26 protein-coding genes and 1 tRNA gene are annotated in these 21337 nt (G+C 69.7%); 18 read left to right on the plus strand and 9 right to left on the minus strand.

What is annotated here, in order from left to right; all coding sequences use genetic code 11:
* Positions 1-45: 45 nt before the first annotated feature.
* Positions 46-1347: an aspartate--tRNA(Asn) ligase gene (aspS, locus tag ACQUS8_RS05805; protein ID WP_435098286.1), complete on the plus strand. Its 1302-nt coding sequence runs from the start codon at positions 46-48 to the stop codon at positions 1345-1347.
* Positions 1348-1562: 215 nt separating this feature from the next.
* On the opposite strand, the gene ACQUS8_RS05810 is transcribed toward aspS, so the two are convergent.
* A complete protein-coding gene (locus tag ACQUS8_RS05810; protein ID WP_435098289.1) occupies positions 1563-2108 on the minus strand; it encodes a hypothetical protein in 546 nt (181 codons plus the stop codon).
* Between the two features lie 104 nt (positions 2109-2212).
* On the opposite strand from ACQUS8_RS05810, the gene ACQUS8_RS05815 reads away from it, so the two are divergent.
* The 4 genes from ACQUS8_RS05815 (at position 2213) to ACQUS8_RS05830 (ending at position 6307) form a co-directional block, all read left to right on the plus strand.
* A complete protein-coding gene (locus tag ACQUS8_RS05815) occupies positions 2213-3241 on the plus strand; it encodes an SGNH/GDSL hydrolase family protein (RefSeq protein WP_435098292.1) in 1029 nt (342 codons plus the stop codon).
* Between the two features lie 423 nt (positions 3242-3664).
* A complete protein-coding gene (locus ACQUS8_RS05820; RefSeq protein WP_435098295.1) occupies positions 3665-4516 on the plus strand; it encodes a pantoate kinase in 852 nt (283 codons plus the stop codon).
* Positions 4517-4579: 63 nt separating this feature from the next.
* The gene (locus ACQUS8_RS05825) at positions 4580-5350 is read left to right on the plus strand and encodes a 4-phosphopantoate--beta-alanine ligase (protein ID WP_435098298.1); all 771 of its coding nucleotides are present in this window, start codon (positions 4580-4582) and stop codon (positions 5348-5350) included.
* A gap of 126 nt (positions 5351-5476) precedes the next feature.
* On the plus strand, positions 5477-6307 hold the full coding sequence (locus ACQUS8_RS05830; protein WP_435098301.1) for a DUF7551 domain-containing protein: 831 nt from the start codon (positions 5477-5479) through the stop codon (positions 6305-6307).
* A 6-nt stretch (positions 6308-6313) separates the two neighbouring features.
* Here the strand turns inward: ACQUS8_RS05830 and ACQUS8_RS05835 are convergent, their stop codons facing one another.
* Genes ACQUS8_RS05835 through ACQUS8_RS05845 form a run of 3 tightly spaced genes read right to left on the minus strand, consistent with a single transcriptional unit; the run spans position 6314 to position 8533 of the window.
* The gene (locus ACQUS8_RS05835; protein ID WP_435098304.1) at positions 6314-7213 is read right to left on the minus strand and encodes a thiamine-phosphate synthase family protein; all 900 of its coding nucleotides are present in this window, start codon (positions 7211-7213) and stop codon (positions 6314-6316) included.
* On the minus strand, positions 7214-7825 hold the full coding sequence (gene dcd / locus ACQUS8_RS05840; protein ID WP_435098307.1) for a dCTP deaminase: 612 nt from the start codon (positions 7823-7825) through the stop codon (positions 7214-7216).
* A gap of 45 nt (positions 7826-7870) precedes the next feature.
* The gene (locus tag ACQUS8_RS05845; protein ID WP_435098310.1) at positions 7871-8533 is read right to left on the minus strand and encodes a hypothetical protein; all 663 of its coding nucleotides are present in this window, start codon (positions 8531-8533) and stop codon (positions 7871-7873) included.
* 126 nt (positions 8534-8659) lie between these two features.
* On the opposite strand from ACQUS8_RS05845, the gene pth2 reads away from it, so the two are divergent.
* From pth2 to ACQUS8_RS05890, 9 genes are all read left to right on the plus strand, one after another.
* On the plus strand, positions 8660-8998 hold the full coding sequence (gene pth2, locus ACQUS8_RS05850; RefSeq protein ID WP_435098313.1) for a peptidyl-tRNA hydrolase Pth2: 339 nt from the start codon (positions 8660-8662) through the stop codon (positions 8996-8998).
* Positions 8998-10320: a tRNA pseudouridine(13) synthase TruD gene (truD, locus tag ACQUS8_RS05855; RefSeq protein ID WP_435098316.1), complete on the plus strand. Its 1323-nt coding sequence runs from the start codon at positions 8998-9000 to the stop codon at positions 10318-10320. The genes pth2 and truD overlap by 1 nt, the downstream gene beginning before the upstream one ends.
* Positions 10321-10360: 40 nt before the next feature.
* The gene (locus tag ACQUS8_RS05860; RefSeq protein ID WP_435098319.1) at positions 10361-11083 is read left to right on the plus strand and encodes a DUF2103 domain-containing protein; all 723 of its coding nucleotides are present in this window, start codon (positions 10361-10363) and stop codon (positions 11081-11083) included.
* Between the two features lie 80 nt (positions 11084-11163).
* A complete protein-coding gene (locus ACQUS8_RS05865; protein WP_435098322.1) occupies positions 11164-11451 on the plus strand; it encodes a 50S ribosomal protein L37ae in 288 nt (95 codons plus the stop codon).
* A gap of 6 nt (positions 11452-11457) precedes the next feature.
* Entirely contained in the window at positions 11458-11592 is a 135-nt protein-coding gene (locus tag ACQUS8_RS05870; RefSeq protein ID WP_123074201.1) for a DNA-directed RNA polymerase subunit P, read from the plus strand.
* A gap of 19 nt (positions 11593-11611) precedes the next feature.
* Positions 11612-11875 carry a KEOPS complex subunit Pcc1 gene (locus ACQUS8_RS05875; protein ID WP_435098326.1) on the plus strand — a complete coding sequence of 88 codons (264 nt, stop codon included), beginning with the start codon at positions 11612-11614 and terminating at the stop codon, positions 11873-11875.
* 138 nt (positions 11876-12013) lie between these two features.
* The gene (locus ACQUS8_RS05880; protein ID WP_435098329.1) at positions 12014-12637 is read left to right on the plus strand and encodes a response regulator; all 624 of its coding nucleotides are present in this window, start codon (positions 12014-12016) and stop codon (positions 12635-12637) included.
* A 48-nt stretch (positions 12638-12685) separates the two neighbouring features.
* Complete coding sequence (locus ACQUS8_RS05885) at positions 12686-13072, plus strand: prefoldin subunit beta (RefSeq protein ID WP_435098332.1); 387 nt, start codon at positions 12686-12688, stop codon at positions 13070-13072.
* Between the two features lie 4 nt (positions 13073-13076).
* Positions 13077-13319, plus strand: a complete 243-nt coding sequence (locus ACQUS8_RS05890; protein WP_435098335.1) for a DUF3194 domain-containing protein — start codon at positions 13077-13079, stop codon at positions 13317-13319.
* 122 nt (positions 13320-13441) lie between these two features.
* Here the strand turns inward: ACQUS8_RS05890 and ACQUS8_RS05895 are convergent, their stop codons facing one another.
* From ACQUS8_RS05895 to ACQUS8_RS05910, 4 genes are all read right to left on the minus strand, one after another.
* Positions 13442-15316: a DUF2070 family protein gene (locus ACQUS8_RS05895; RefSeq protein WP_435098338.1), complete on the minus strand. Its 1875-nt coding sequence runs from the start codon at positions 15314-15316 to the stop codon at positions 13442-13444.
* A 6-nt stretch (positions 15317-15322) separates the two neighbouring features.
* Positions 15323-15874 (minus strand): GMP synthase subunit A, encoded by a 552-nt coding sequence (locus ACQUS8_RS05900; RefSeq protein WP_435098341.1) that lies wholly within the window; start codon positions 15872-15874, stop codon positions 15323-15325.
* Positions 15875-15949: 75 nt separating this feature from the next.
* The gene (locus tag ACQUS8_RS05905) at positions 15950-16765 is read right to left on the minus strand and encodes a hypothetical protein (RefSeq protein WP_435098344.1); all 816 of its coding nucleotides are present in this window, start codon (positions 16763-16765) and stop codon (positions 15950-15952) included.
* 75 nt (positions 16766-16840) lie between these two features.
* Entirely contained in the window at positions 16841-17452 is a 612-nt protein-coding gene (locus tag ACQUS8_RS05910) for a DUF7097 family protein (protein WP_435098347.1), read from the minus strand.
* 86 nt (positions 17453-17538) lie between these two features.
* Here ACQUS8_RS05910 and ACQUS8_RS05915 point away from each other — a divergent pair, with 86 nt between their 5' ends.
* The 3 genes from ACQUS8_RS05915 to ACQUS8_RS05925 all read left to right on the plus strand — a co-directional run bounded on the left by ACQUS8_RS05915 (position 17539) and on the right by ACQUS8_RS05925 (position 20034).
* Entirely contained in the window at positions 17539-17886 is a 348-nt protein-coding gene (locus ACQUS8_RS05915) for a DUF192 domain-containing protein (protein ID WP_435098350.1), read from the plus strand.
* 162 nt (positions 17887-18048) lie between these two features.
* Positions 18049-19575 carry a 2-isopropylmalate synthase gene (locus ACQUS8_RS05920; RefSeq protein ID WP_435098353.1) on the plus strand — a complete coding sequence of 509 codons (1527 nt, stop codon included), beginning with the start codon at positions 18049-18051 and terminating at the stop codon, positions 19573-19575.
* A gap of 93 nt (positions 19576-19668) precedes the next feature.
* Positions 19669-20034, plus strand: a complete 366-nt coding sequence (locus ACQUS8_RS05925; RefSeq protein WP_435098356.1) for a DUF7522 family protein — start codon at positions 19669-19671, stop codon at positions 20032-20034.
* A gap of 105 nt (positions 20035-20139) precedes the next feature.
* Here the strand turns inward: ACQUS8_RS05925 and ACQUS8_RS05930 are convergent.
* Positions 20140-20224 (minus strand) — tRNA-Ser (locus ACQUS8_RS05930).
* 161 nt (positions 20225-20385) lie between these two features.
* On the opposite strand from ACQUS8_RS05930, the gene ACQUS8_RS05935 reads away from it, so the two are divergent.
* Complete coding sequence (locus ACQUS8_RS05935; protein WP_435098359.1) at positions 20386-21336, plus strand: AAA family ATPase; 951 nt, start codon at positions 20386-20388, stop codon at positions 21334-21336.
* Position 21337: the final 1 nt, after the last annotated feature.

Below are 21337 nucleotides of genomic sequence, written 5' to 3' on the forward strand. Positions count from 1 at the left end.
GACGAAAGGCGGCCATTTAAGCGCGAGACGCCGGTAGTGGCCCGCATGGAGAACCGAACGTACACGGCCGACGCCGAGCCGGGCGACCACGTCACGGTCGCCGGGTGGGTTCACGAGATTCGTGACCTCGGCGGCATCGCCTTCCTCATCCTCCGGGACAAGTCCGGGAAGATTCAGATCAAGTTCGAGAAGGACGAGATGGACGAGGACCTCGTCGAGACGGGTCTCGGCGTCCACCGCGAGTCCGTCATCTCGGTGACGGGCGACGTCGAGGAGGAGGAGCGCGCCCCGACGGGCGTCGAGATGCTCCCCGAGTCCATCGACGTGCTGAACGAGGCAGACGCGGAACTCCCGCTCGACCCGTCCGGGAAGGTCGAGGCGGAACTCTCGACGCGCCTCGACAACCGCACGCTCGACCTCCGGAAGGAGGAGGTGAAGGCGGTCTTCGAGATCCGTGCGGAGATGCTCCGCTCGGTCCGCGAGTACTTCCGCGACATCGCCTGCACGGAGATCAACACGCCGAAGATCGTCGCGACGGGCACGGAGGGCGGCACGGAGCTCTTCCCCATCACGTACTTCGGCGAGGAGGCGTTCATGAACCAGAGCCCGCAGCTCTTCAAGCAGCTGATGGTCGGCTCCGGGCTCGAGCGCGTCTTCGAAATCGGCCCGATCTTCCGCGCGGAGGAGCACAACACGCCACGCCACCTGAACGAGGCGACCTCCATCGACTTCGAGGCCGCGTTCACGGACCACCAGGAGGCGATGGACGTCTGTGAGGGCGCCGTGAAGGCCGCGTATCGTGGCATCGCGGAGAACTGCGAGCGCGAGCTCGAAGCGCTCGGCTTCGAGGACTTCGAGGTCCCCGAGGAGGACTTCCCGCGTCTGAGCTACGAGGAGGCCATCGAGCGCGTGAACGCGACGGGCGAGCTCGACACGCAGCTCGTCTACGGCGACGACCTCTCGACGGAGGCCGAGAAGGCCCTCGGGCAGGACGTCGGCGGGCACTACTTCGTCACGGACTGGCCGAGCGAGATCAAGCCGTTCTACATCAAGGACCACGAGGACGACGAGTCCCTCTCGACCGGCTTCGACCTGATGCACCCACGCCTCGAGCTCGTCTCCGGCGGCCAGCGTGAGCACCGCTACGACGAGCTCATCGAGGGCTTCAAGCAGCAGGGTCTCGACCCGGACGCCTTCGAGTACTATACGAAGATGTTCAAGTACGGGATGCCGCCCCACGCCGGCTTCGGCCTCGGCGCGGAGCGCCTCCTCATGACCATCCTCGGGCTGGAGAACATCCGGGAGGCCGTCCTGTTCCCACGGGACCGCCAGCGCCTGTCGCCGTAGGCGACGGCGCTCGTCGTCGAGTGGGGACAAGGAGCGAATCTCCGATTTGCGAGCGAGTTCCCACGGGACCGCCAGCGTCTGAGCCCGTAGAGCGAAGACCCGACTGGCAGCGAGACGCGCCAGCGTCTCGCCCGCCCGACACGCTCGTCGGCGGACGGGACGCGACGACACGCCGATTTTTCTCTTCGGGCCCCGTCCGTCGAGCGGCGGCGCCGTCAGGACTGTTCGACGGTGACCGTGACGCTGTCACCAGTGAGGCCGGCGGCGTCGGCGTCGACGTCGAGGAGGCGGCGGCATGGCGTCAGCGGCGAGAGTCTCGCGGTCCGCCTCGAGTTCGAGTCGAGTGGGTTCGCCCGTAGTTTCGAGTTCGTGCTCGGCGACGGCGTCACCGCCTCCTTCGCGACGGCACGCAGCGTCCCGGCCTCGTAGGGGAGGGACCACTCGACGGCGTGCGGGTCGTCGCCGTGCCCGCGGAAGAACCGCCGGCATTCGGAGCCGACGATGGGGTTGTCGACGCCGGCCTCGCGGAGGTCGTCGTACCAGTGCTCGCGGTAGTTACAGGAGAGGACATCGACGTACTCGGCGACCTTCGCGATGTTCTCGATGACCCCCTCGGTCCCCTCGCCCCAGCCGGGGTTGCCGTAGGTGGTGGGTCGCGTCGGGTCGGCGCCGCGCTCGACGTCGCCGCGGTGAAAGCGCCAGTCGGTTTCGAGGCAGCGCACGCGGCAGTATGTCTCGCTGCGAGAAATAGTGAGTGACATACCCCACACGAAGCGGGTCGGGTTATGGTAGTTCGGTTCGGTGACCCGCTCTGCCGCACGGAACAGAGCTATATGGGCACCCCGTGACCGGCCTATACTTGAGTATGGAGTCGACGAGCCTCGACGGCGTCGCGCTGCACAACGTCGCGGAGACGGTGCCCGCGGAGTGGGCCGAGGGTGGCGAGCAGTTGTGTCGCGTCCCCGAGTCGGTGGGCGAGAAGTTGAACGAGGACGCCCGTGAGCGCGTCCGGCATCCGACGAACGGCGAGATACGCTTCGTGCCGGCGGATGACGAGACGGAGGTGGAGGTGACGCTCTCGGCGGCCGCGGAGACGCACGTCCGAGTCTTCTGGGGGTCGTTCCAACGGCCGTTCCGACCGTGGGACCCCATCGAAGTCGGCCCGGAACCGAGGACGCTGACGTTCAGCGTGCCCGAGCGCATCGCGCGCCTCGACGCCGCGGCGGAGACCGGGCGCTTCGACCCGCGGGTGTGTCGGATACTGTTCGAGCGCCTGCCGGCGGCGGCGATTCACGACGTGTCCGGGGACTGCCGGCCACCCACGGCGGACGAACTGCCGGAGGCGCGCTATCTCGCGTACGGGACGTCCATCACGGAGGGCGCGGCAGCGACGGCGCCGCACCTGAACTTCGTCTCGCACGTCGCGCGCGAGCGGGGCTACGACGCGCTGAATCTCGGCTGTTCGGGGTCGGCGTACTGCGAGGCCGCGATGGCCGAGCACATTGCGGGCCGCGAGGACTGGGACGTCGCGACGCTCGAACTCTCGGTGAACATGGCGAACGCGGAGTTCTCGGTGGGGGAGTTCCGCGAGCGCGTCGAAACGTTCGTGGACACGGTGGCTGGTGCGCATCCCGAGACACCCGTCGTCTGCGTCACGCTCTTCCCGTACTTCGCTGACGTCGTCGCGAACGAGGACGCGGGGCGCGCCGCCGACTTCCGCGAGGCGGTGCGAAACGTCGTCGTGGAGAGCGCACACGAGAACGTCTCGCTCATCGAGGGCGCGGAGTTGTTGGACACGCCGGGGTTGACGACGGACGTCCTCCACCCGGGCGACGCGGGTATGGGAACGATCGGGCGCGCGCTGGCGGAGCGACTCGACGCCGTCGTCGACTAGTCGGCGCCGTCGAGTCGAACCGGCGTCGAACGGAGAGTGGGGGCGAGGGCGCCGGCACCCTCGGTGGGGAACTGAGCGGAGTCGTGGGGGTGAGCGACCGACCACGCGGCCGTATGGACGCGACGGGCCGCATCGGCGGCGCGTCGCGTTCCCCCGGTGGCCGATGGCTCCCCCCTTGTCGGGGCGGCCGGATTTTTCGGTTGCCGTGCTGTCTTCCGCGCGGAAGGCTCCGGAATCGACGCCTCCGGCCGAGGGCGTCTACTGGTATTCTGGATTCGGTCATGGTGTTTACGGCCGAGTTTTCATACACTGGTGATGTCGAAGAAGCCAGGGGCGGAGCGGGCGCAGGGAGAGAGGGCACCGAGTCGCCGTGACGACCCGACCTCGAATCGTTTAACCGGGGGCGTGTGGAAGGCTGACGCGATGAGTGACGAGGCGGCGACGGCGTTCGTTCCGGGCCACGTGACGGGGTTCTTCTCGGTGCATCGTGCGGCGACGCCCGCGAAGTCGGGGTCGCGGGGCGGGGGGCTGACGCTGACGGACGGCGTGGGCGTCCGCGTTGAGCGCGCGGACGAGCGACGGGTGACGCTGAACGGCCGGAAGACGTCCGTGCCGGCGGTCGACTCCGTCCTCGAGGCGCTGGACGCGACGGTGGCCGTCACGGCGGAGACGGACCTCCCGGTGGGCGCGGGGTTCGGCGTCTCCGGCGGGATGGCACTCGGGGCAGCGCTCGCGACGAACGCGGTGGTCGGCCCGTCGCGCACGGAGAACGACCTGGTTCGACTCGCTCACGAGGGCGAAGTGGAGGCCGAAACCGGGCTCGGTGACGTCGTCGCGCAGGCGCGGGGCGGCGTCCCGTTGCGTCTCGACCCGGGCGCGCCGCCGCACGGCGAACTTGACGGCGTGCCGGCGTCGGCGCGCGTCGAGTACGTCTCGCTCGGCGAGCTCTCGACGGCGGACGTGCTCTCCGGGTCGACCGCGCGCCTCTCGACGGCGGGCGTACAGGCTCTCGAGGAGGTGCGCGCGAACCCGACACTACCGAGTTTCGTCCAGCAGTCGCGCTGGTTCGCGGAGCAGGCGGGCCTGTTGACTGACGAGGTGGCGGACATCGTCGAAGACGTCGTCGAGCAGGGCGGGGAGGCGTCGATGGCGATGCTCGGCCACACGGTGTTCGCGCTCGGGCACGGCCTCTCGGACGCGGGCTACGACGCGACGGCGACGCACGTCCACCCGGCGGGCGCGGGCCTAACGGACGCGGCGGGCCGCGACGAGTAGCGACGCGAGCGGGTAGCGGAGCGAGACGCGGCGTTTTTGGCGCGAGCACACCCATCAGTGGATATGAGCGACGAGGTCGACGTGCCGGAGGATCACCCACGCTATCAGTCGTTGTTGACGCGCCACCGCATCGAGGCGGGCGTGGAGAAGGGTATCACGAGCAAGCAGGGGCTCATCGCGGAGGGGCGCGGCGAGGCGTTCGACTACCTGCTGGGCGAGGAGACGATTCCGAGCGCAGACGCCGCCGAGCGCGTTGCGGCGGCGTACTTCCTGCTCGCGGAGCACCCGGTCGTCAGCGTGAACGGGAACGTCGCGGCACTCGTCCCGGAGGAGGTCGTGGAGCTCGCGGACGTGACGGGCGCGGACGTCGAGGTGAACCTCTTCGGGCGCACGGAGGAGCGCATGCAGGCCATCGCGGAGCACCTGCGCGAGCACGGCGCCGAGGAGGTGAAGGGACTGACGGCGGACGCGCGCATTCCGGGGCTCTCCCACGAGCGCGCGAAGGTCGACCGGGACGGCATCTACGACGCCGACGTCGTGCTCGTCCCCTTGGAGGACGGCGACCGGGCGGAAGCGCTGGGTGAGATGGGGAAGACCGAAATCGTCGTCGACCTGAACCCGCTCTCGCGGAGCGCGCAGGTCGCGGCGGTGCCGATTATCGACAACATCATGCGGGCGATCCCGAACGTCACGGCGCACGCGCGCGACCTGCAGGACGCCTCGCGCGAGGAGCTGGAGGCCATCGTGGAGGCGTTCGATCGGGAGGAGGCCCTCGCGGCGGCAGAGCGCCGGCTCCGGGAGGGAGCGCGCGAGGACGCACAGGACGCCAAGTAGGGAACGGAGCGGGTTCCTACCCGCCGGCAACGACGGAAACGTGGTGTGTCGTCGCACACCGCAACCGCTAAGTTTGTTTAGGGTGGCCTAAATCGTATGTGTCAGAGCAGCCCGGAGGGAGCGTAGATGGTCGGGCGGACGCTCGACGAGATACGGCGGCGGCTCGACGAGTACACGGACCCGGAGGGGCGCTACTACCTCGCATGCGCCCGAACGGGCGAGCGCCCCGTGCCCTCGGGCGAGCGACGCTATCCTGACCGGGAGCGCGCCGCGAAGGCCGCCGACCTCGTGGACGCCTACCGGGACGAACTCCGGCAGTACGACCCGCGACTCCCACACTACGACGTCATCGTCCGCGAACTCCCGTCGCCCGCGTCGGACGGCGCCACGTCGGCGCCCGGCACGCTCTCGCGCAGCGAGTTCTGCCACGAGGTCGCCGCCGCGGTCTTCGAGACGCTCTCCGGCGGCGGCTTCCGGGACGCCGAGCGCGCCGTCATGGACGCCTACCTCGGCGCCGCCGAGACCGTCACCGATCCCGACGACCTCTGTCTCCTCCTCCTGCGGAGCATGGGCGCGGTGCTGGACGCGACGCTCGACGCCCACGAGCAGGAAGTCGTCCTCAACCGCGCCGCGGGCCGGCTCACCCGCACGGCAATTCGCGAAGACGCCGTCGTCGACAGCCTCACCAGCGTCGCGGACGCCGGGCTCCTGGACGGGTATCGAATCCAGAACGACGGTGCCGAGGAGCGGGCGTACACCGTCGAGTTGGATGGCTACGCGCTCAGCCAGCGCGAATACGTGTTGACGCTGCCCGTCGCCGTCGAACTCCTGCGGCGCCGACCCGGCGCGGACGTCCAGTTCACGCCCGCTGACGGCGACCGACCGGGGTTCCGGGTGGCGCTCGCGGACCGCCAGCGCCACCGGCCACAGGGCCTCTTCCGGGTCGCCGCACCGTAGCGCGTCTCAGAGCAACTCGCGGACGGCCGTGACGACGGCGGGTGCGTCGTCCCCGAGGACGTAGACGTTCGGTTCGACGCCGAAGCCGCCGGTCTGGTAGAGCGCGCGCGTCCCCGGGTTCGCCGCGACGACGTCCCGAATCTCCGCGCGGAGGTCCTCGGCTTCCGCGGGGAACTCGACGGGGTCGAGCCCCTGTTCGGCGAGCCCCTCGATGACCCCCGCGGAGTAGGCGACGTTGATGGCGGCGCGCGCGTCGCTCCCGGCGTCGCGGGCGGCGAGGAGGACGGTGGCGACGTGCGCGGAGACGCCGAACTCGGGGTCGGCGGGGACCTCCGCACGCCCCATCACGTCGAAGACCCGCCCCGGAACGCCGGCGACGTCCTCGGGCGTCTCGGCGTCCACGAGGCATTCGACGAGGTTCGAGCCGACCGCGGGGATGAGCGTCGCGAACCCGGAGGTACGCTCGAGGAGGCGGACGCCACGCCGAACGTCCGCGAGGACGTGCTCGCGCTCGCGGAGGGCGTCCTCGCCCGTCCCGCGGAAGTCGACGTCCATCCCCGCGAGTTCGGGCATCTGCTCGGTGTGGATGTCGGAGAGGACGTCGCCGGGCGCTTCGAGTTCCCGAACGAGGGCTTCGGCTTCCGCGAGCGCGCCGACGCGCGAGAGCGTGCCGTCCGCGAGGCCGTCCGCGACCTCCGCGACGTGGGCGGTGACGCGCTCATCCGCCGCGATGTCCTCGCGGGTGGCGACGTCGCCCTTCGCGTACTTCGAGACGGCGCTCTGACTCACGCCGAGGAGGTCAGCGACGGCCTGCTGTGTGAGGCCGCGCTCGCGGAGGGCGGCGGCGAGCAGGGAGCGATAGGTCGGGAGGAACTCCTCGACGACGACTTCCTCGAGGAAGCGCATCTATCGCTCACCCGATTCGTCGCCGACCTGTTCGCCGCCGAACTCCTCGTCGCCCTGAATCCGGGAGGCCTGCGGGCCGCCCTGGTCTTGGTACTTCGACCCGCGGGCCGCGCCGTACGGCCGGTCGGCCGCGGTTCGGAGCTCGGTGAAGACGAGCTGGCTGATGCGCATGCCGGGCGAGAGCGCGACGGGCGCGGTGCCGAGGTTGGAGAGTTCGAGCGTTATCTTCCCGCGGAAGCCGGGGTCGATGAAGCCGGCGGTGGCGTGGACGACGACGGCGAGCCGCCCCAGCGAGGAGCGGCCCTCGACCTGCGCGACGAGGTCCGGCGGGACTTCGACGCGCTCCTTCGTGGTGCCGAGGACGAAGTCGCCCGGGTGGAGGATGAACTCGTCGTCCTCCTCGATGTAGGTCTCGGAGACGTACTCCTCGACCTCGGTCTCGTCGGTCGGGTGGATGCAGGGGATGTTCGCGCGCTGGAACTCGAGGAAGCGCTTACCGAGGCGAACGTCGATACTCGCGGGCTGAATCTGCAATTCAGGGTCGTCGAGCGGCTCGACGGCGAGGTCGCCGGCCTCCAGCCTGTCGAGGAGGTCGGCGTCGGAGAGTATCATACGCGCAGGAAGGACCCCGGGGCTGTTAAACGAACCTTTCCGGCCTCAGAGGCCACCGAAGACGACGGTGAGCGCGGCGACGACGCCGCCGGCAGCGGAGGCGGTGACGAGGCGGAGGTCGGTGACGACGTAGACGCCGGCGGCCCAGACGTAGCCCTGCCAGACGGCGGCGCCCATCGAGACGAACGGCCGGATGACGGAGCCACCGACGACGACGGTGGTGAGCGCGGTGGCGAGCGGGCCGGAGAGGGACTGCTGGCCGAAACTCGCGCCGACGAGGGCGAGCGTGGTGAGGGCTTCGGCGGCGAGCGGGACGACACCCCACGCGGCGACGGCGAGGACGTCGCCGAAGACGACGTCGTCGGCGGGGACGGCGGCGAGGGCGTAGAGGGCGACGGCGGCGAGGAGCCAGACGACGAAGACGCCGGCGAAGACGAGCGGCGTCCACCCGGAGACGGCACCCCAGTTGTCGACGAAGAAGCCGGTCGTGGCGGGGACGGTACAGCCCGTCGAGGCCTGTCCGACGCTGTCGCTCGCGCAGATGGAGGCGGACGGGTGGACGGGGTCGCTGAGTGTGAGGTTGCTCGCAACGCTCCCGCCCGCGAAGAGGCCGACGCCCAGCAGGGAGAGGGAGACGACGAGGGCAGTGACGAACACCGCGACGAGTCCCTCGAGGAGTGACGGCTCGAACTCCCGGTAGAAGGCCATCGGCCGAAACAGCGGTGTTATCGGCAGCATAAGGGTTGGTACCAGCGGTAGCCAAAAAGAAAGTAAGGCTCACGTCGGGGCCGTGAGGTCGCCACGCCTATGCGGTCGCGGGCCGCCCTCTGAGGTATGAAGCAGGTCATCGCCGCCCGTACCGACCTCGGGATGGGGCGGGGGAAACTCGCCGCGCAGGTCGCCCACGCCTCCCTGAAGGCCTACGAGCACGCCGACCCGGAGAACGTCCGCGCGTGGAAGGACGCCGGCCAGCCGAAAATCGTCGTGAAGGTCGGCTCCGAGGACGAACTCCTCGAGGTCGCCGAGGAGGCGCGCCGCGCCGGCCTCCCGAACGCCATCATTCGCGACGCTGGCCGCACGGAACTCGACCCCGGTACCGCGACGACGTGCGCGGTCGGCCCCGCGCCCGACAACCAAGTGGACGCCGTCACCGGCCACCTCTCGCTCTACTGATGCGCGAGGCCCACTCGCTCGAACGCGACGTCGGCATGGAGTACTACGTGAGCGACGCGCCCGGCACCGGCGGGTCGCTCCGCGAGGCCGCCGCGGACTTCCGCGTGCGCGAACTGGAGGAGTTCGACACCCAGCCGGTCGACGCCGACACCGGCGATTACCCCCACCTCGTCTTTCGTGCGACGCTGACGAACTGGGACACGAACGGCTTCGCGCGCGAACTCTCGAACAAACTCGGCATCAGCCGCGAGCGCGTCTCGTGGGCGGGCACGAAGGACCGCAACGCCGTCACCACCCAACTGTTCAGCGTGCGGGACGTCGCCGCCGACGCCCTCCCCGAGGTGCCGAACGCCGACATCGACCCGGTGGGGCGCGCCGGCCGACCCATCCGCTTCGGCGACCTCCGGGGCAACGACTTCACCATCGTCGTCCGCGACGCCGACGCCGACCCCGTCGACTCGGTGACGAGCGACCTCACCGCGTTCGGCGGCGACGAGGCGGACGGCACGGTCGGCGTCCCCAACTACTTCGGCCAGCAGCGCTTCGGGAGCTATCGGCCCGTCACCCACGAGGTCGGCCTGCACGTCCTCCGCGAGGAGTGGGAGGAGGCCGTCATGGCCTACATCGCGAACCCCTCCGAGGACGAACCGCCCGAGACCCAGGAAGCCCGCGGGTTCCTCGAGGAGAGCCGGGACTGGAGCGCGGCCATCGAACGCTACCCCCGCCATCTCCGCTACGAGCGCGCCGTCCTGAACACGCTCGCGGAGAACGGCGGGGAGACGCCCGAGGACTTCCGCGAGGCCCTCGAGACGTTCCCGTCGAACCTCCAGCGCCTCTTCGTCCACGCCGCCCAGTCCTACGTCTTCAACCTGATCCTCTCCGAGCGCCTCGAGCGGGGGTTGCCGTTCGACCGCGCCGTCGAGGGCGACGTCGTCTGCTTCGCCGACACCGACGGCGAACCCGTCCTGCCCGACACCGACCGCCTCCAGCGTGTGACGAAGGGGCGCGTCGACGTCGTGAACCGCCACGTCGAGCGCGGCCGGGCGTTCGTCACCGCCCCCCTCGTGGGGACCGACACCGAGTTCGGGGACGGCGAACCGGGCGAAATCGAGCGCGAGGTCTGCGAGGACGTCGGCGTCGAACCCGCGGACTTCGACCTCCCAGGGTCGTTCGGGTCGACCGGCACGCGGCGCGCCATCCTCGTCCGGACCGACCTCGAGGTCACGAGAGACCCGCTCACGTTCGACTTCGCGCTCCCGAAGGGCAGTTACGCCACGGTCCTCCTGCGCGAGTACCTCAAGAGCGGTCCGCTCGACCTCTGAACCCACACCGGTTTTACGTGCGAGTCGCCTTCTCGTCGGTATGGAGTGTTCGCGTTGTGGGACCCCACTCGAGAAACCGGGCGACTACTGCCTGGTCTGCGAGACCCACAACGCGGACGCCGTCGTCGTCCACGCCGAACCCGACCACGCGACGCTGACCTTCCTCGATGAGGACGAGGTGGTCGGGCGGACGGACATCGCCACCACGCCCGAGGCGGACGCGGACCTGGAGGGGCGGCGCCTGCGGAACTTCGCGGGCCGCATCGCCGACGAGGTGCGGCGCAAACGCCCCGAGGAGGTGTACGTCGCGGGCGACCGGAGCGTCGTGCAGGCGGTGCGCGCCGACCTCCACTACACCGTCTATCGGGTCCCGGAGGACGATCCCGTCGAGGCCGTGCTCGAACGCCGCGGGGAGCGCGAACTCGACGTTGTCGAGAAAGCGCCCACCGAGAAAATCGGCGGGACGCACAGCACGCTCATCGGTGGGCGTGTCGGCCAGCGCGCCATCCGCGAAGTCGCCGCGCACCCGCACGTGAAGAAGGTGATCCCGGGCCCCATCGAGGCCGGCGGGTCGGGCGCTCGCGGCGGCGTCCGCGCGAAGGTGACCCGCGCCGACTCGAACGGGAACGTCCGGCTCCTAATTCGGGACGGCTCCAGCGTTCAGGAGAACCGCGTGGTGACGACGGCGATGGACCGCGAAACCGGCGAGCGCGTTCGTGACGACCTGAACGAGGCGCTCGAGGACGCCGACCTCAGCCGATAGGGCGGCGCGCACCTGCCACGACGGGCACCCGAAACCGACTCGCAGGGCTTATGTGCGCGCTGGAGTTAGTAGTCGATATCATGGCCAGCAAGGGCTCCAGTAACACCGGGAGCGCGGGCCGGTTCGGCGCACGCTACGGTCGCGTCGCCCGACGCCGCGTCAGCGAGATCGAGAGCGACACGAACGCAGACCACACCTGTCCCGAGTGCGGCACGGACGCCGTCGACCGCAAGGGGACAGGTATCTGGCAGTGCGGCAAGTGCGGCTACAAGTACGCCGGCGGCGCGTACCGCCCGTCCACGCCGGGTGGCAAGGCCGTCACGCGCTCCATCCGCACCGCCCTCGCAGAGGACGAGACCGAGGCGTAACGACGGATGTCCTACAAGTGCTCCCGCTGTAAGCGAGACGTCGAACTGGACGCCTACGGCGGCGTCCGGTGTCCGTACTGTGGGCACCGCGTCCTGCTGAAGGAGCGGAGCCGGGACGTCAAGGAAGTCGACGTCCAGTAACTGACGTCGGGGACGCACCGTGCGCCACCGGACGTCCCTCGTCTTCTCGTATGACTCACCCCGCGTAGCTGCGGCTGTCTACGCCGCGGTGCGCGTCGAGGCCGGCGACATCGAGGGCGACCGGACGGACGCGTCCGTCGAGCGCGACGGCGACACCGTTCGGGTCACGGTCCGCGGCGCGGACCTGACCGCGCTCCGCGCGGGGATGAACACGTGGACGACGCTCGTCGGCGTCGCCGAGGCGGCGTTCGACGCCGGCGAGCGCGCGACCCAACATAACTAGGTCGTAGGCTCATGGGCGTGGGTCGCGTCCGTAATTGATGCCGGTTCGATGGACGAGCGGGGACACGTTTCACTTTCCGTCCCCCATCCTCGTCCACTCCCCCCTCCCCCCTCTCAAACCGGCTTCGATCCCCCCACAATGAGTTTACAGACCGAGCCGACGACGACGCCGGCGTCACACCTCCTCGACTCAGCGGGCCACGAGACCGAACTACCGTCCGTCCCGGAGACCGGTACCGTGCTGGTCGTCGAGGACGACCGCGACCTCGCGGAGACCTACGCCATCTGGCTCGACCGGGAGTACGACGTCCGCCTCGCCGCCAGCGCTTACGAGGCGCGGGAGGTCATGGATGCGGACGTGGACGTCGCGCTCGTCGACCGCCGCCTCCCCGACGGCAACGGCGTAGACGTCGCCACCGACGTCCTCAGCGTCCAGCCGTCGTGCCACGTCGGATACATCACCGCCGTCCAGCCGAGCGTCGACCTCGTCGACATGCCCGCAGACGCCTACGTCGAGAAACCCGTCACGGAACGGGACATCCACAGCGTCGTCGACGAGTTGTTCGCGCGGACGTGCTTCGACGACGCGGACGTCCGGGAGTTCTTCGCCACGACGACGAAACTCGACGTCCTCCGCGAGCGCGCGCTCCCGGAGAGCGTGGACGCGCCCGCCGCCGAGGACCCCGCGCTCGTCGCGCTCCGCGAACGCCACGCCGAGCAGCGAGACGCCATCGCGGAGCGGCTCAAGCAGTTCGTTCGGTGACGGAGCGCAAAGCGGGGGTTTTTACCTCCGGGCGTTCACGTTGTGCGCATGCAGGGCAACCTTCCGCCCGAGGCGCAGGAGAAGCTCGAGGAGCTGCAGGACCTTCAGGAGAAGGCCCAGACTGTCGCGACGCAGAAGCAGCAGGCTGAGACGCAGCTCACCGAGGCCGAGACGGCGCTCGACGAGCTCGAGGACATCGACAAGGAGACGACCATGTACCGCGAGGTCGGCGAGCTGCTCGTCAAGACGGACTACGACGAGGCGCAGGACGACCTTCAGGACAAGGTCGACAACCTCGAAATCCGCGTGCAGTCCCTCGAGAAGCAGGAGGAGCGCGTGGAGAGCCAGTTCGAGGAGCTCCAGGAGGAGCTTCAGGAGATGCTCGGCGGCGCGGGCGGCGGCATGATGGGCGGCCCCGGCGCGGGCGGCGCATAAGGCCATGCCGAGTGACGAAGAAGTCGTCCAGACCGCCGCGGAAGCCGCAGAAGGCTACATCTTCTCGCGGGTGAAACAGTCGGACGTGAAAGACCTCGACGTCGCGGTGTCGTTCGAGGACGGCGTCCTCACCGTGGACGTCTACCTCAACGCACCTGAGGCGGACGTCGAGGCGGACGAACTCGCGGACGAGGCGGCACGCGTCGGCCAGGAAGCGGTCGACGACCTCTTCGCGACGGAGGAGTAGTCCGCGCGGTTTCTCTCCGACTCGCCACGCTCGTGAGCGACGGCTGTCGGGACGGCAGTAATTTTCTCGGTCAGCGCGAGGCAACGTGTGCGTGACGGACGAGTCACGCACGACCGGCGGCGCTACGTGAGGAAGAAGATGAGCGCGCTGATGAGGACAGTGACGGCGACGACGACCGCGCCGAGCGCGCTCCCGAGGGCGATGACGGCGTTGGCGTGGCTGGCGAGCGTCTCGGTGCGGTCGTTGCCGAAGACGGTGACCTCGGCGTGCTCGCTGGCGACGCCGGCCTCGACGGGTTCGAGGTCAGAAAGCGCGTCACCGACGAGCTCGAGGACGACGTCGCGGAGCGCGTCTTGGTCGAGGACGTCGCCGACCTGGTTCTCGGACTTGACGGTGTTGACGATGTGGGTGTCGGTAGTCATCACCTCGACGGCGTCGCGCGCGAAGCCGTGAGCGTCGACGACGGCGTCCACGAGCGTGTCGCGGAGCCCGGGTTCCATGTTGTTCCCGTCGACGAGGACGTAGCAGGCCTGCTCGCCGTCGACGTCGGTGACGGCGACGCGGACGCCGAGCGGGCCGATGCCTTCCTCGGGTGTCCAGACGGTGCGGTCCCACGCGGTGCCGAGTTCGAGCGGCCCGCGCTCGGCGTCCACGAGCGACTCGCCGAGGTCGCCGGCGCCCTCGATGAGGTTGAACGAGCGGTGCGACCCGGGGACGACGTGACCGAGGTCCTCGCCCTGCAGGCCGTTGTTGGAGTTGTGGGCGTCCGCGAGAAGGACGTCCGCGAGGCCGGCGCAGCGCGCTTCGGCGGCGGCAGCGAGGCCGACGGCGTACTCGATGTCGTCGGCGAACGCGGGTGCGAACGTGACGGCGAGGAACGCGCCGTCGTCGCCGAACCCCTGCCCGATGAGGCTGGCGTCGCCGCGCTGGACGCGGACGCTCGGGGTGGCGTCGCGGGTGTACTCGATTTTCTCGGCGGCGCGCTCGGCGGCGTCGACGAGCGTGTCGACTTCGCGCTCGGTGACGAGGTTGAAGTCGTGGCCGGCGGTGGCGTGCGGCGGGAACGCAAGGCCGTCCGCAGTCTCGGCGACGCGCTGGGGGAGGTTGCCGCCACCGATTTCGCCCATCGGCCCGGGATGAATCATCGGGAGGACGAAGCGGGCTTTCTCCTCGCCGTCGGGCCGGCGGAAGGAGAGAACGGTGACGGGAACGACGGCGTCCTCGCCGATCTGCTCGAAGAAGTCCTCGAGTTCGCGGGTGCCTTCGGCGATGTGGCCGATGAAGCCCCGGAGGAAGTCGAGACCCGACACGCCCAGACTCTGGCGCCACGGCCGGTCGACGGTACGGACGAAGCCGTAGGCGACGAGCGCGTAGAGAATACTCATCCCGACGAGGAGAACGAGGTCGTCGGGCGTGATGAGGAGGAGGCGCGCCGGCGCGCTCTGGGGGCGCGAGAGGTAGGCGTTGAGTAGCGGGACGTCCACCGTGAGGTAGCGCATCGTCCCGGAGTAGACGAAGAGGAGGACGCCGGCGGTGGCCGTCTGGATGCTCGCGGGGATGGCGGCGAGCAGGAGGCTGTTGCGCGAGACGGCGAGGACGACCAGCAGGCGCAGCGCGAAGATGAGCGCGAGCGCGGCGATGAGGACGTCGAAGACGAAGTGCTGGCCGGCGCTCGTGAGGACGGTGATGACGCTGGCGACGGCGAGAAGCGCGACGACGATGAGCTCACAGCAGAGCGCGAGCAGCGAGGAGCGGTTGTACGTGAGTTGGCCGTCGAGCCACCGGTCGACGGGCGTGGTGAGGAGGCTGGCGACGACGGTGGGGATGCCGATGTAGAAGACGCCCTCCCACGCGTCCTCGAGGATGTAGGTGGCGTCGAACGCGCCGACCCCCGCGAGGGCGGCGACGAGCAGCGAGAAGCCGACGCTGACGTACCAGTTCGGGGCGCGGAAGATGAACCGGGAGAGCGCCGCGAGGTCGCCCTGCGTCTCGGTCATGGGCGCTTACTCGCAGCGCGCGAGGAAGTTCTCGAAGACGACGTCGCCGCGTTCGGTGTGGGCGACTTCGGGGTGCCACTGGACGCCGTAGCGGTCGCGCTCGGGGTCGCTCATGGCTTCGACGTCGCAGACGTCGCTCGTGGCGGTGCGCGTGAAGCCCTCAGGCACGGCCTTCACTTCGTCGGCGTGGCTCGCCCAGACGCGCGTCTCGGGGGCGAGCGACCCGACGAGCGGGTCGTCCTCCTCGAGGATTTCGACGGTGACGTCGGCGTAGCCGCCGTAGTCGCCGCCTCCCACGTCGCCGCCGTATTCGGCGGCGATGAACTGCATGCCGAGGCAGATACCCAGGATAGGAACGTCGAGGTCGAGGTACTCGTCGCAGCGACCCGTCCGGTCCATGCTGGGGCCGCCAGAGAGCACGAGGCCGTCGTACTCGGCGAGGTCGCCGGGCGCGGTGTCGTTGTCGACGAGGTCGGTGTCGACGCCGAGGTCGCGGAGGGCGCGATGTTCCAGGTGCGTGAACTGGCCGTGGTTGTCCACGACGGCGATTCGGGTCATGCCTCTGCGTAGAGTACTGGGTCGTAAAAAGTCCTCGCAGTCCCGTCGAAACGCGAGACGGCCGTCTGACAGGTTTCAGGCGACGATGTCAGCGTCTACGAGGAACTCCCGTCGGACGCGTTTCACTTCGGGGCCCTCGGGCACGAGTTCCGGTGCCTCGGGCGGTGCGTCGAAGCGCTTCGGGTCAGGGGTCACCGGTTCGAGGAGGTCGGCGAAGACGTCGCCGCGCCGACCAGTCATGTAGGTGAAGCCACCGTACCGTCGCTCCTCGAACGGCGTCGTTTCGGGGTCGGGGAACTGCTCGCGGACGACGTTACCCGTCTCACGGACGTACTCGGCGGCCTCTTGCTGGGCGTGCCGGCTCTCCGCGTAGTAGCGCTCGCCGTACTCGTCGTCGTAATCGACGCCGGCGTGCGCCGGGGACTCGAAGCGGACGCCGCCGTCCGGGAGCGCCCCCTCCGCGAAACAGAAGTTCACGGTGAACGAGTCGGGGTACCGCAGGAGGACGAGCACACAGACCTGTTCGTCGACCGCGGTGTGCTCCTCGATGCGCAGGAGGCACTCCCGGTAGTAGACGGCGAGTTCGCCGATCCAGTCGTCGCGCTCGCCCGCGGCGTACGCGTCCGCGACGTCGTCGTAGTCGTCGCCGACGAGGTGGCGGAGGCGATGCTCGAAGCCGTTGCCGATCTCGGCCACGATATACTCGAGCGCCGCCGAGAGCGGCGCGTCCGGGTCTTCGAGCAGGGTGGCCTGTCGGTCCCGGCCGTCTGCGATGCGTGCCATGTTCTCGTGATGCGTCCGCTCGGCCTCGACGTCCGGTAGCGGTATCCGTATCGCCTGTCGGTAGAGTGCGTTCACGCCGCGTTCGACGCGGGCTCGCCTCTCGCTCATTCGGGAAGTCGTCGGGAGCGCAGCTATATGAACCCGCCGTCCGTGTCAATCGCTCCCAGCAGACTTACACCGCGTTCAGCGTTCGTCGTTTCGCGGCCCGTTACTGCGTTCAGCGTCGCGCTCGGCAGCCGTCCGGAAGCCGAGTTCGTCGAGTTCCTCGCTCCGGCGGCCCTCCGCCTCCGCGAGCGCCTCCGCACTCGGGCTGGCGTCGTCGTCGATGCGCGCCCACGAGTCGTGGACGGCGCTGTGACACCACCGGCAGAGCGTCACCGTGATTTCGTGACTCACCTCGTCCCCACTGGCACCGGCGGCGTCGCTCGCGGGTCGTCCCTCCCCGCTCGCGTGTTCCGTGGACTCGCTCCGTTCGTCCACGTACGACAGGTGGTGTTCTTCGAGGAGGGGGCGGGCGTCGGTGTGGGCGTTCCGGCGCTCTTCGAGGCCGCAGCGTGCACACTCGTGACCGTCGGTCGTGGAGGAAAAATGCGGGCAGTCGCGCCACTCGGCATCGCCGTCAGCGGCCGGACAGCGGTAGTCCGCGCTCGCGCGCTCCTCGGCGAACTCGGGGTCGTGCTGGGGGAAGTCGAAGGCGTAGCGGCACTTCCCGTCGCCCGTGACGTGGTCGCAGGCGCCGGCGTGCGCGTAGGGGTCGTCGACGCCCACGGCGGTCCCGGTCGGCGTCTTCTTCACGACTCCCGGTTCGGGGGCGCGACGGGAAAACGCTTCCGTGGGTCGCGGGCCGAAGTCTCAAACCGCGTCGCCCCCTCCCCACTCCCGTGCAGGTCGTCCACGAACGCGGCGGCGACATCGACGTGCTCGCAAGCGACGTCGAGCGCGCGGACTCGTTCGTCTCGCGGGCGCGCGGGCTGATGTTCCGGCGCTCGATTCCCGACGACTACGCGCTCGTCTTCGAGTTCTCGGGGCGCGCACAGCGCGGCGTCCACATGGTCTTCGTGCCCTTCGACATCGACGTGCTGTGGCTCGTCGACGACGAGGTCCAGCGCGTGGAGACGCTGTCCGCGTGGACGGGGCGCGCGAGCGCGGAGGCGGAGTGCTTCGTCGAACTCCCGGCGGGCGCGGCGAGCGACGTCCGGGTCGGCGACACGGTGCGAGTCGAACCCTAACGGTCGATATTGTCGGACCCGACCAGTTTATGTGTCTCGGGCGTATTCGTGCAGACACAATGACGACACACCAGTCGTCGGAGGATAGAGGAAGTCGCCGCAAGGCGGCTGGCCGTGAAATCCGACGGTAACGAAATCCACCCAACCGATAGCGAGTTCTCGATGGACTTCTTCTCGAACAATACCCTCAGCGACGGCGACGTACAGTTCCTCGACACCACCCTCCGAGACGGCGAGCAAGCCCCCGGAATCTCCCTGACAGCGGAGGAGAAGGCGGGCATCGCTCGCCGGCTGGACGACGCGGGCGTCGCGGCCATCGAGGCCGGGAGCGCCTGCACGAGCGCGGCCGAGCGCGAGACGATTCGGCGCGTCACCAGCCTCGGCCTCGACGCGCGCATCACGAGCTTCTGTCGGGGCATCCAGCGCGACGTCGACCTCGCGATGGACTGCGACGTCGACGGCGTTCACATCGTCGTCCCGGCAAGCGACCGGCACGTCGAGGGGAAGGTCGGGTCGACGCGCGAGGAAGTCGTCGAGAAGACGAGCGACCTCGTCGCGTACGCGAAGGACCACGACCTCTGGGTCGAGGTCATCGGCGAGGACGGCTCACGGGCGGACTACGACTACCTCGAAGCGCAGGCCGAGGCCGCCTTCGAGGCGGGCGCGGACCGCTTTTGCTTCGCGGACACGGTCGGGCACGCCTCGCCCGAGCGCGTCTACGAGGGCGTCGAACGCCTCGCGGAGCACGGGCCGGTCGCCGTCCACACGCACGACGACCTCGGGCTCGCCGTGACGAACGCCCTCGCGGGCATCGCGGCGGGCGCGGACCTCGTCCACGGCACCATCAACGGCATCGGCGAGCGCGCCGGGAACGTCGCCCTCGAGGAGGTCGCCATCGCGCTCTGGCACTGTTACGGCGTCGAGCCGATGGAGACCGAGCACCTCTACGAGGTCGCCTCCTACGTCGCCGACGCGACGGGTATCCCGCTCCCGCCGAACAAGGCCGTCTCCGGCGAGAACGCCTTCGCGCACGAGTCCGGCATCCACACGGACGGCACGCTGAAGGACGAGCGGATGTACGAGCCCTACCCGCCCGAGGCCGTGGGCCGCGAGCGCCGGCTCGTCCTCGGGAAGCACGCGGGGCGCGCGGGCGTCCGCGCGGCGCTCGCCGAGCACGACGTCGAACTGGACGACGAGGCGCTCGCGGCGGTCGTCGAGCGCGTGAAGACGCTCGGCGAGAAGGGCCGTCGCGTGACCGACGCGGACCTCCTCACCATCGCGGAGGACGTCCGCGGCCGGGCGCGCGAGCGCCGCGTCGAACTGCTCGACCTGACGGCGGCGAGCGGGTCGGGCACGCCGAGCGCGAGCGTCCGCCTGCGCGTGGACGGCGACGAGCACACCGCCGCGGGCACGGGGAGCGGGCCGGTCGACGCCGCACTCTCCGCGACGCGGCAGGCGCTCGGCTCCGAGTTCTCCTTCCATCTCGAGTCCTACCACGTCGACGCCATCTCCGGCGGTACGGACGCCGTCGTCACCGTCGACGTCGAGGTCTCTCGGGGCGACCGCTCGGTGTCGGTGTCCGCGAGCGACGCCGACATCACCGTCGCGAGCGTCACGGCGGTCCTCGACGCGCTCGACCGACTCCTCCCGGAGGCCGACTCCGAGGAAGCCGTCCCGGCGGACGACTGAGGGACGCCCCACGAGTCGGCCGGGCCGTCCGACCGTGTGACTTCCCCACACGGGTTTTGTGGCTGGCGGCACAACATGCCCGACGGTGGTAGAATGACCGACCCACCGAGCGAGGAGTTGACGCGGGCGTGTCGCGCCGCAATCGGCGACTCGCTGCGAAGCATCGTCTACTTCACTGAGGACGACTACGAGCAGGTCTACCTCCGTGAAGACTTGGAGGCGGACGCCGACGTCGAGTCGTTCGTCGAGAACGAGCGCAGCGGGTTCGAGCGCCGGGATACCGGCGCGAACTCCGAGCTGGGCGCGTACGACTACACGATACACGGCCACGAGGAGGGCGCGCTGGCGCGCGTCGTCGTCGGTGACCACGGCGTCTTCGTCACCACCGACCCGCTCTCGACGTCGCGCTTCGAAGAAGTGGCCGTGGCCGTCCGCGACGTCCTCAGCGACGCCGGCTGAGGTCCACCGTCCTCGTTCTTCGCGCACGGAGCAACCGCTCACCGGAATTTACTCCCGCACTCGCAGACGAACACCACGGCTCTCGGGTGTTGCGTCGTCAGAAGGCGCCGAGGGTGAGATTTGAACTCACGAGTCCGAATGGACAGTTGCTTTCGAGGCAACCGCCTTGGCCAGGCTAGGCTACCTCGGCCTACTCATGGCTAATGGGGTTTCGACTTTAGCCGTTTCGATTCGGAGCGACTGACGCCGGCGGTGTCGCCGACGGCGCAGCCGTGATTCGGGGGCCCGCACGGAGCGTGTGTCGTGGGAGCGACCGGCAAGCCTATGGTTGCTCGTGTCACGGAATAGACCATGAACGTCGAGGAGGCGAGTGCGGACGTCGAGGCGGTGTTGGACGCCGTCGCGGACGCCGTCGTCGCCGATCGCTCGTTTCTGGAGACCGTCTCGGTCGGACTGCTCGCGCGCGGCCACGTCCTGCTGGAGGACGTCCCCGGCACCGGGAAGACGCTGACCGCGCGCTCGCTGACGCACGCGCTCGGCCTGGAGTTCTCGCGCATCCAGTTCACGCCCGACCTCCTGCCGTCGGACGTCATCGGGACGCACGTCTTCGACGAGAAGGAGCGCGAGTTCGAGTTCCAGCCCGGCCCCATCTTCGGGAACGTCGTCCTCGCGGACGAAATCAACCGCGCGCCGCCGAAGACGCAGGCCGCACTCCTCGAGGCGATGGAGGAGGGGCAGGTGACCGTCGACGGCGAGACCCACCAGCTCCCCGACCCGTTCTTCGTCGTCGCGACGCAGAACCCCGTGGAGCAGGAGGGGACCTTCCAGCTCCCGGAGGCCCAGCTCGACCGCTTCGTCGTGAAGTCGGCCATCGGCTACCCCGACCTCGACGGCGAGCGCGAGATTCTGCGCCGGCGTGCCGGCCGGACGAGCCAGTCCCCGGACGTCGAGCGCGTCCTCTCCACGGAGGGAGTGCGCGACCTTCAGACGGCGCCCGAGGACGTCCACGTGGAGGACGACGTCCTCGACTACATCGCGGACGTGGCGCGCGCGACCCGCGAGGACCGGCGCGTCGACGTCGGCGTCAGCCCGCGCGGGACCCAGCGGCTCTTCGAGGCGGCGCGCGCGTATGCCGTCGTCGAGGGCCGCGAGTACGTCACGCCGGGCGACGTGAAGCGCGTCGCGAAACCCGTCCTCGCCCATCGGCTCGTGTTGACGCCGGACGCGACGGTGAGCGGGACGGAGAAGGAGTCGGTCGTCGGCGCAGTCCTCGACCGGGTCGCGGTGCCGACGGTCGAGTAGC

Origin of the sequence: Halarchaeum sp. P4 (assembly GCF_051195175.1) — an archaeon.
Classification (GTDB): Archaea; Halobacteriota; Halobacteria; order Halobacteriales; family Halobacteriaceae; genus Halarchaeum.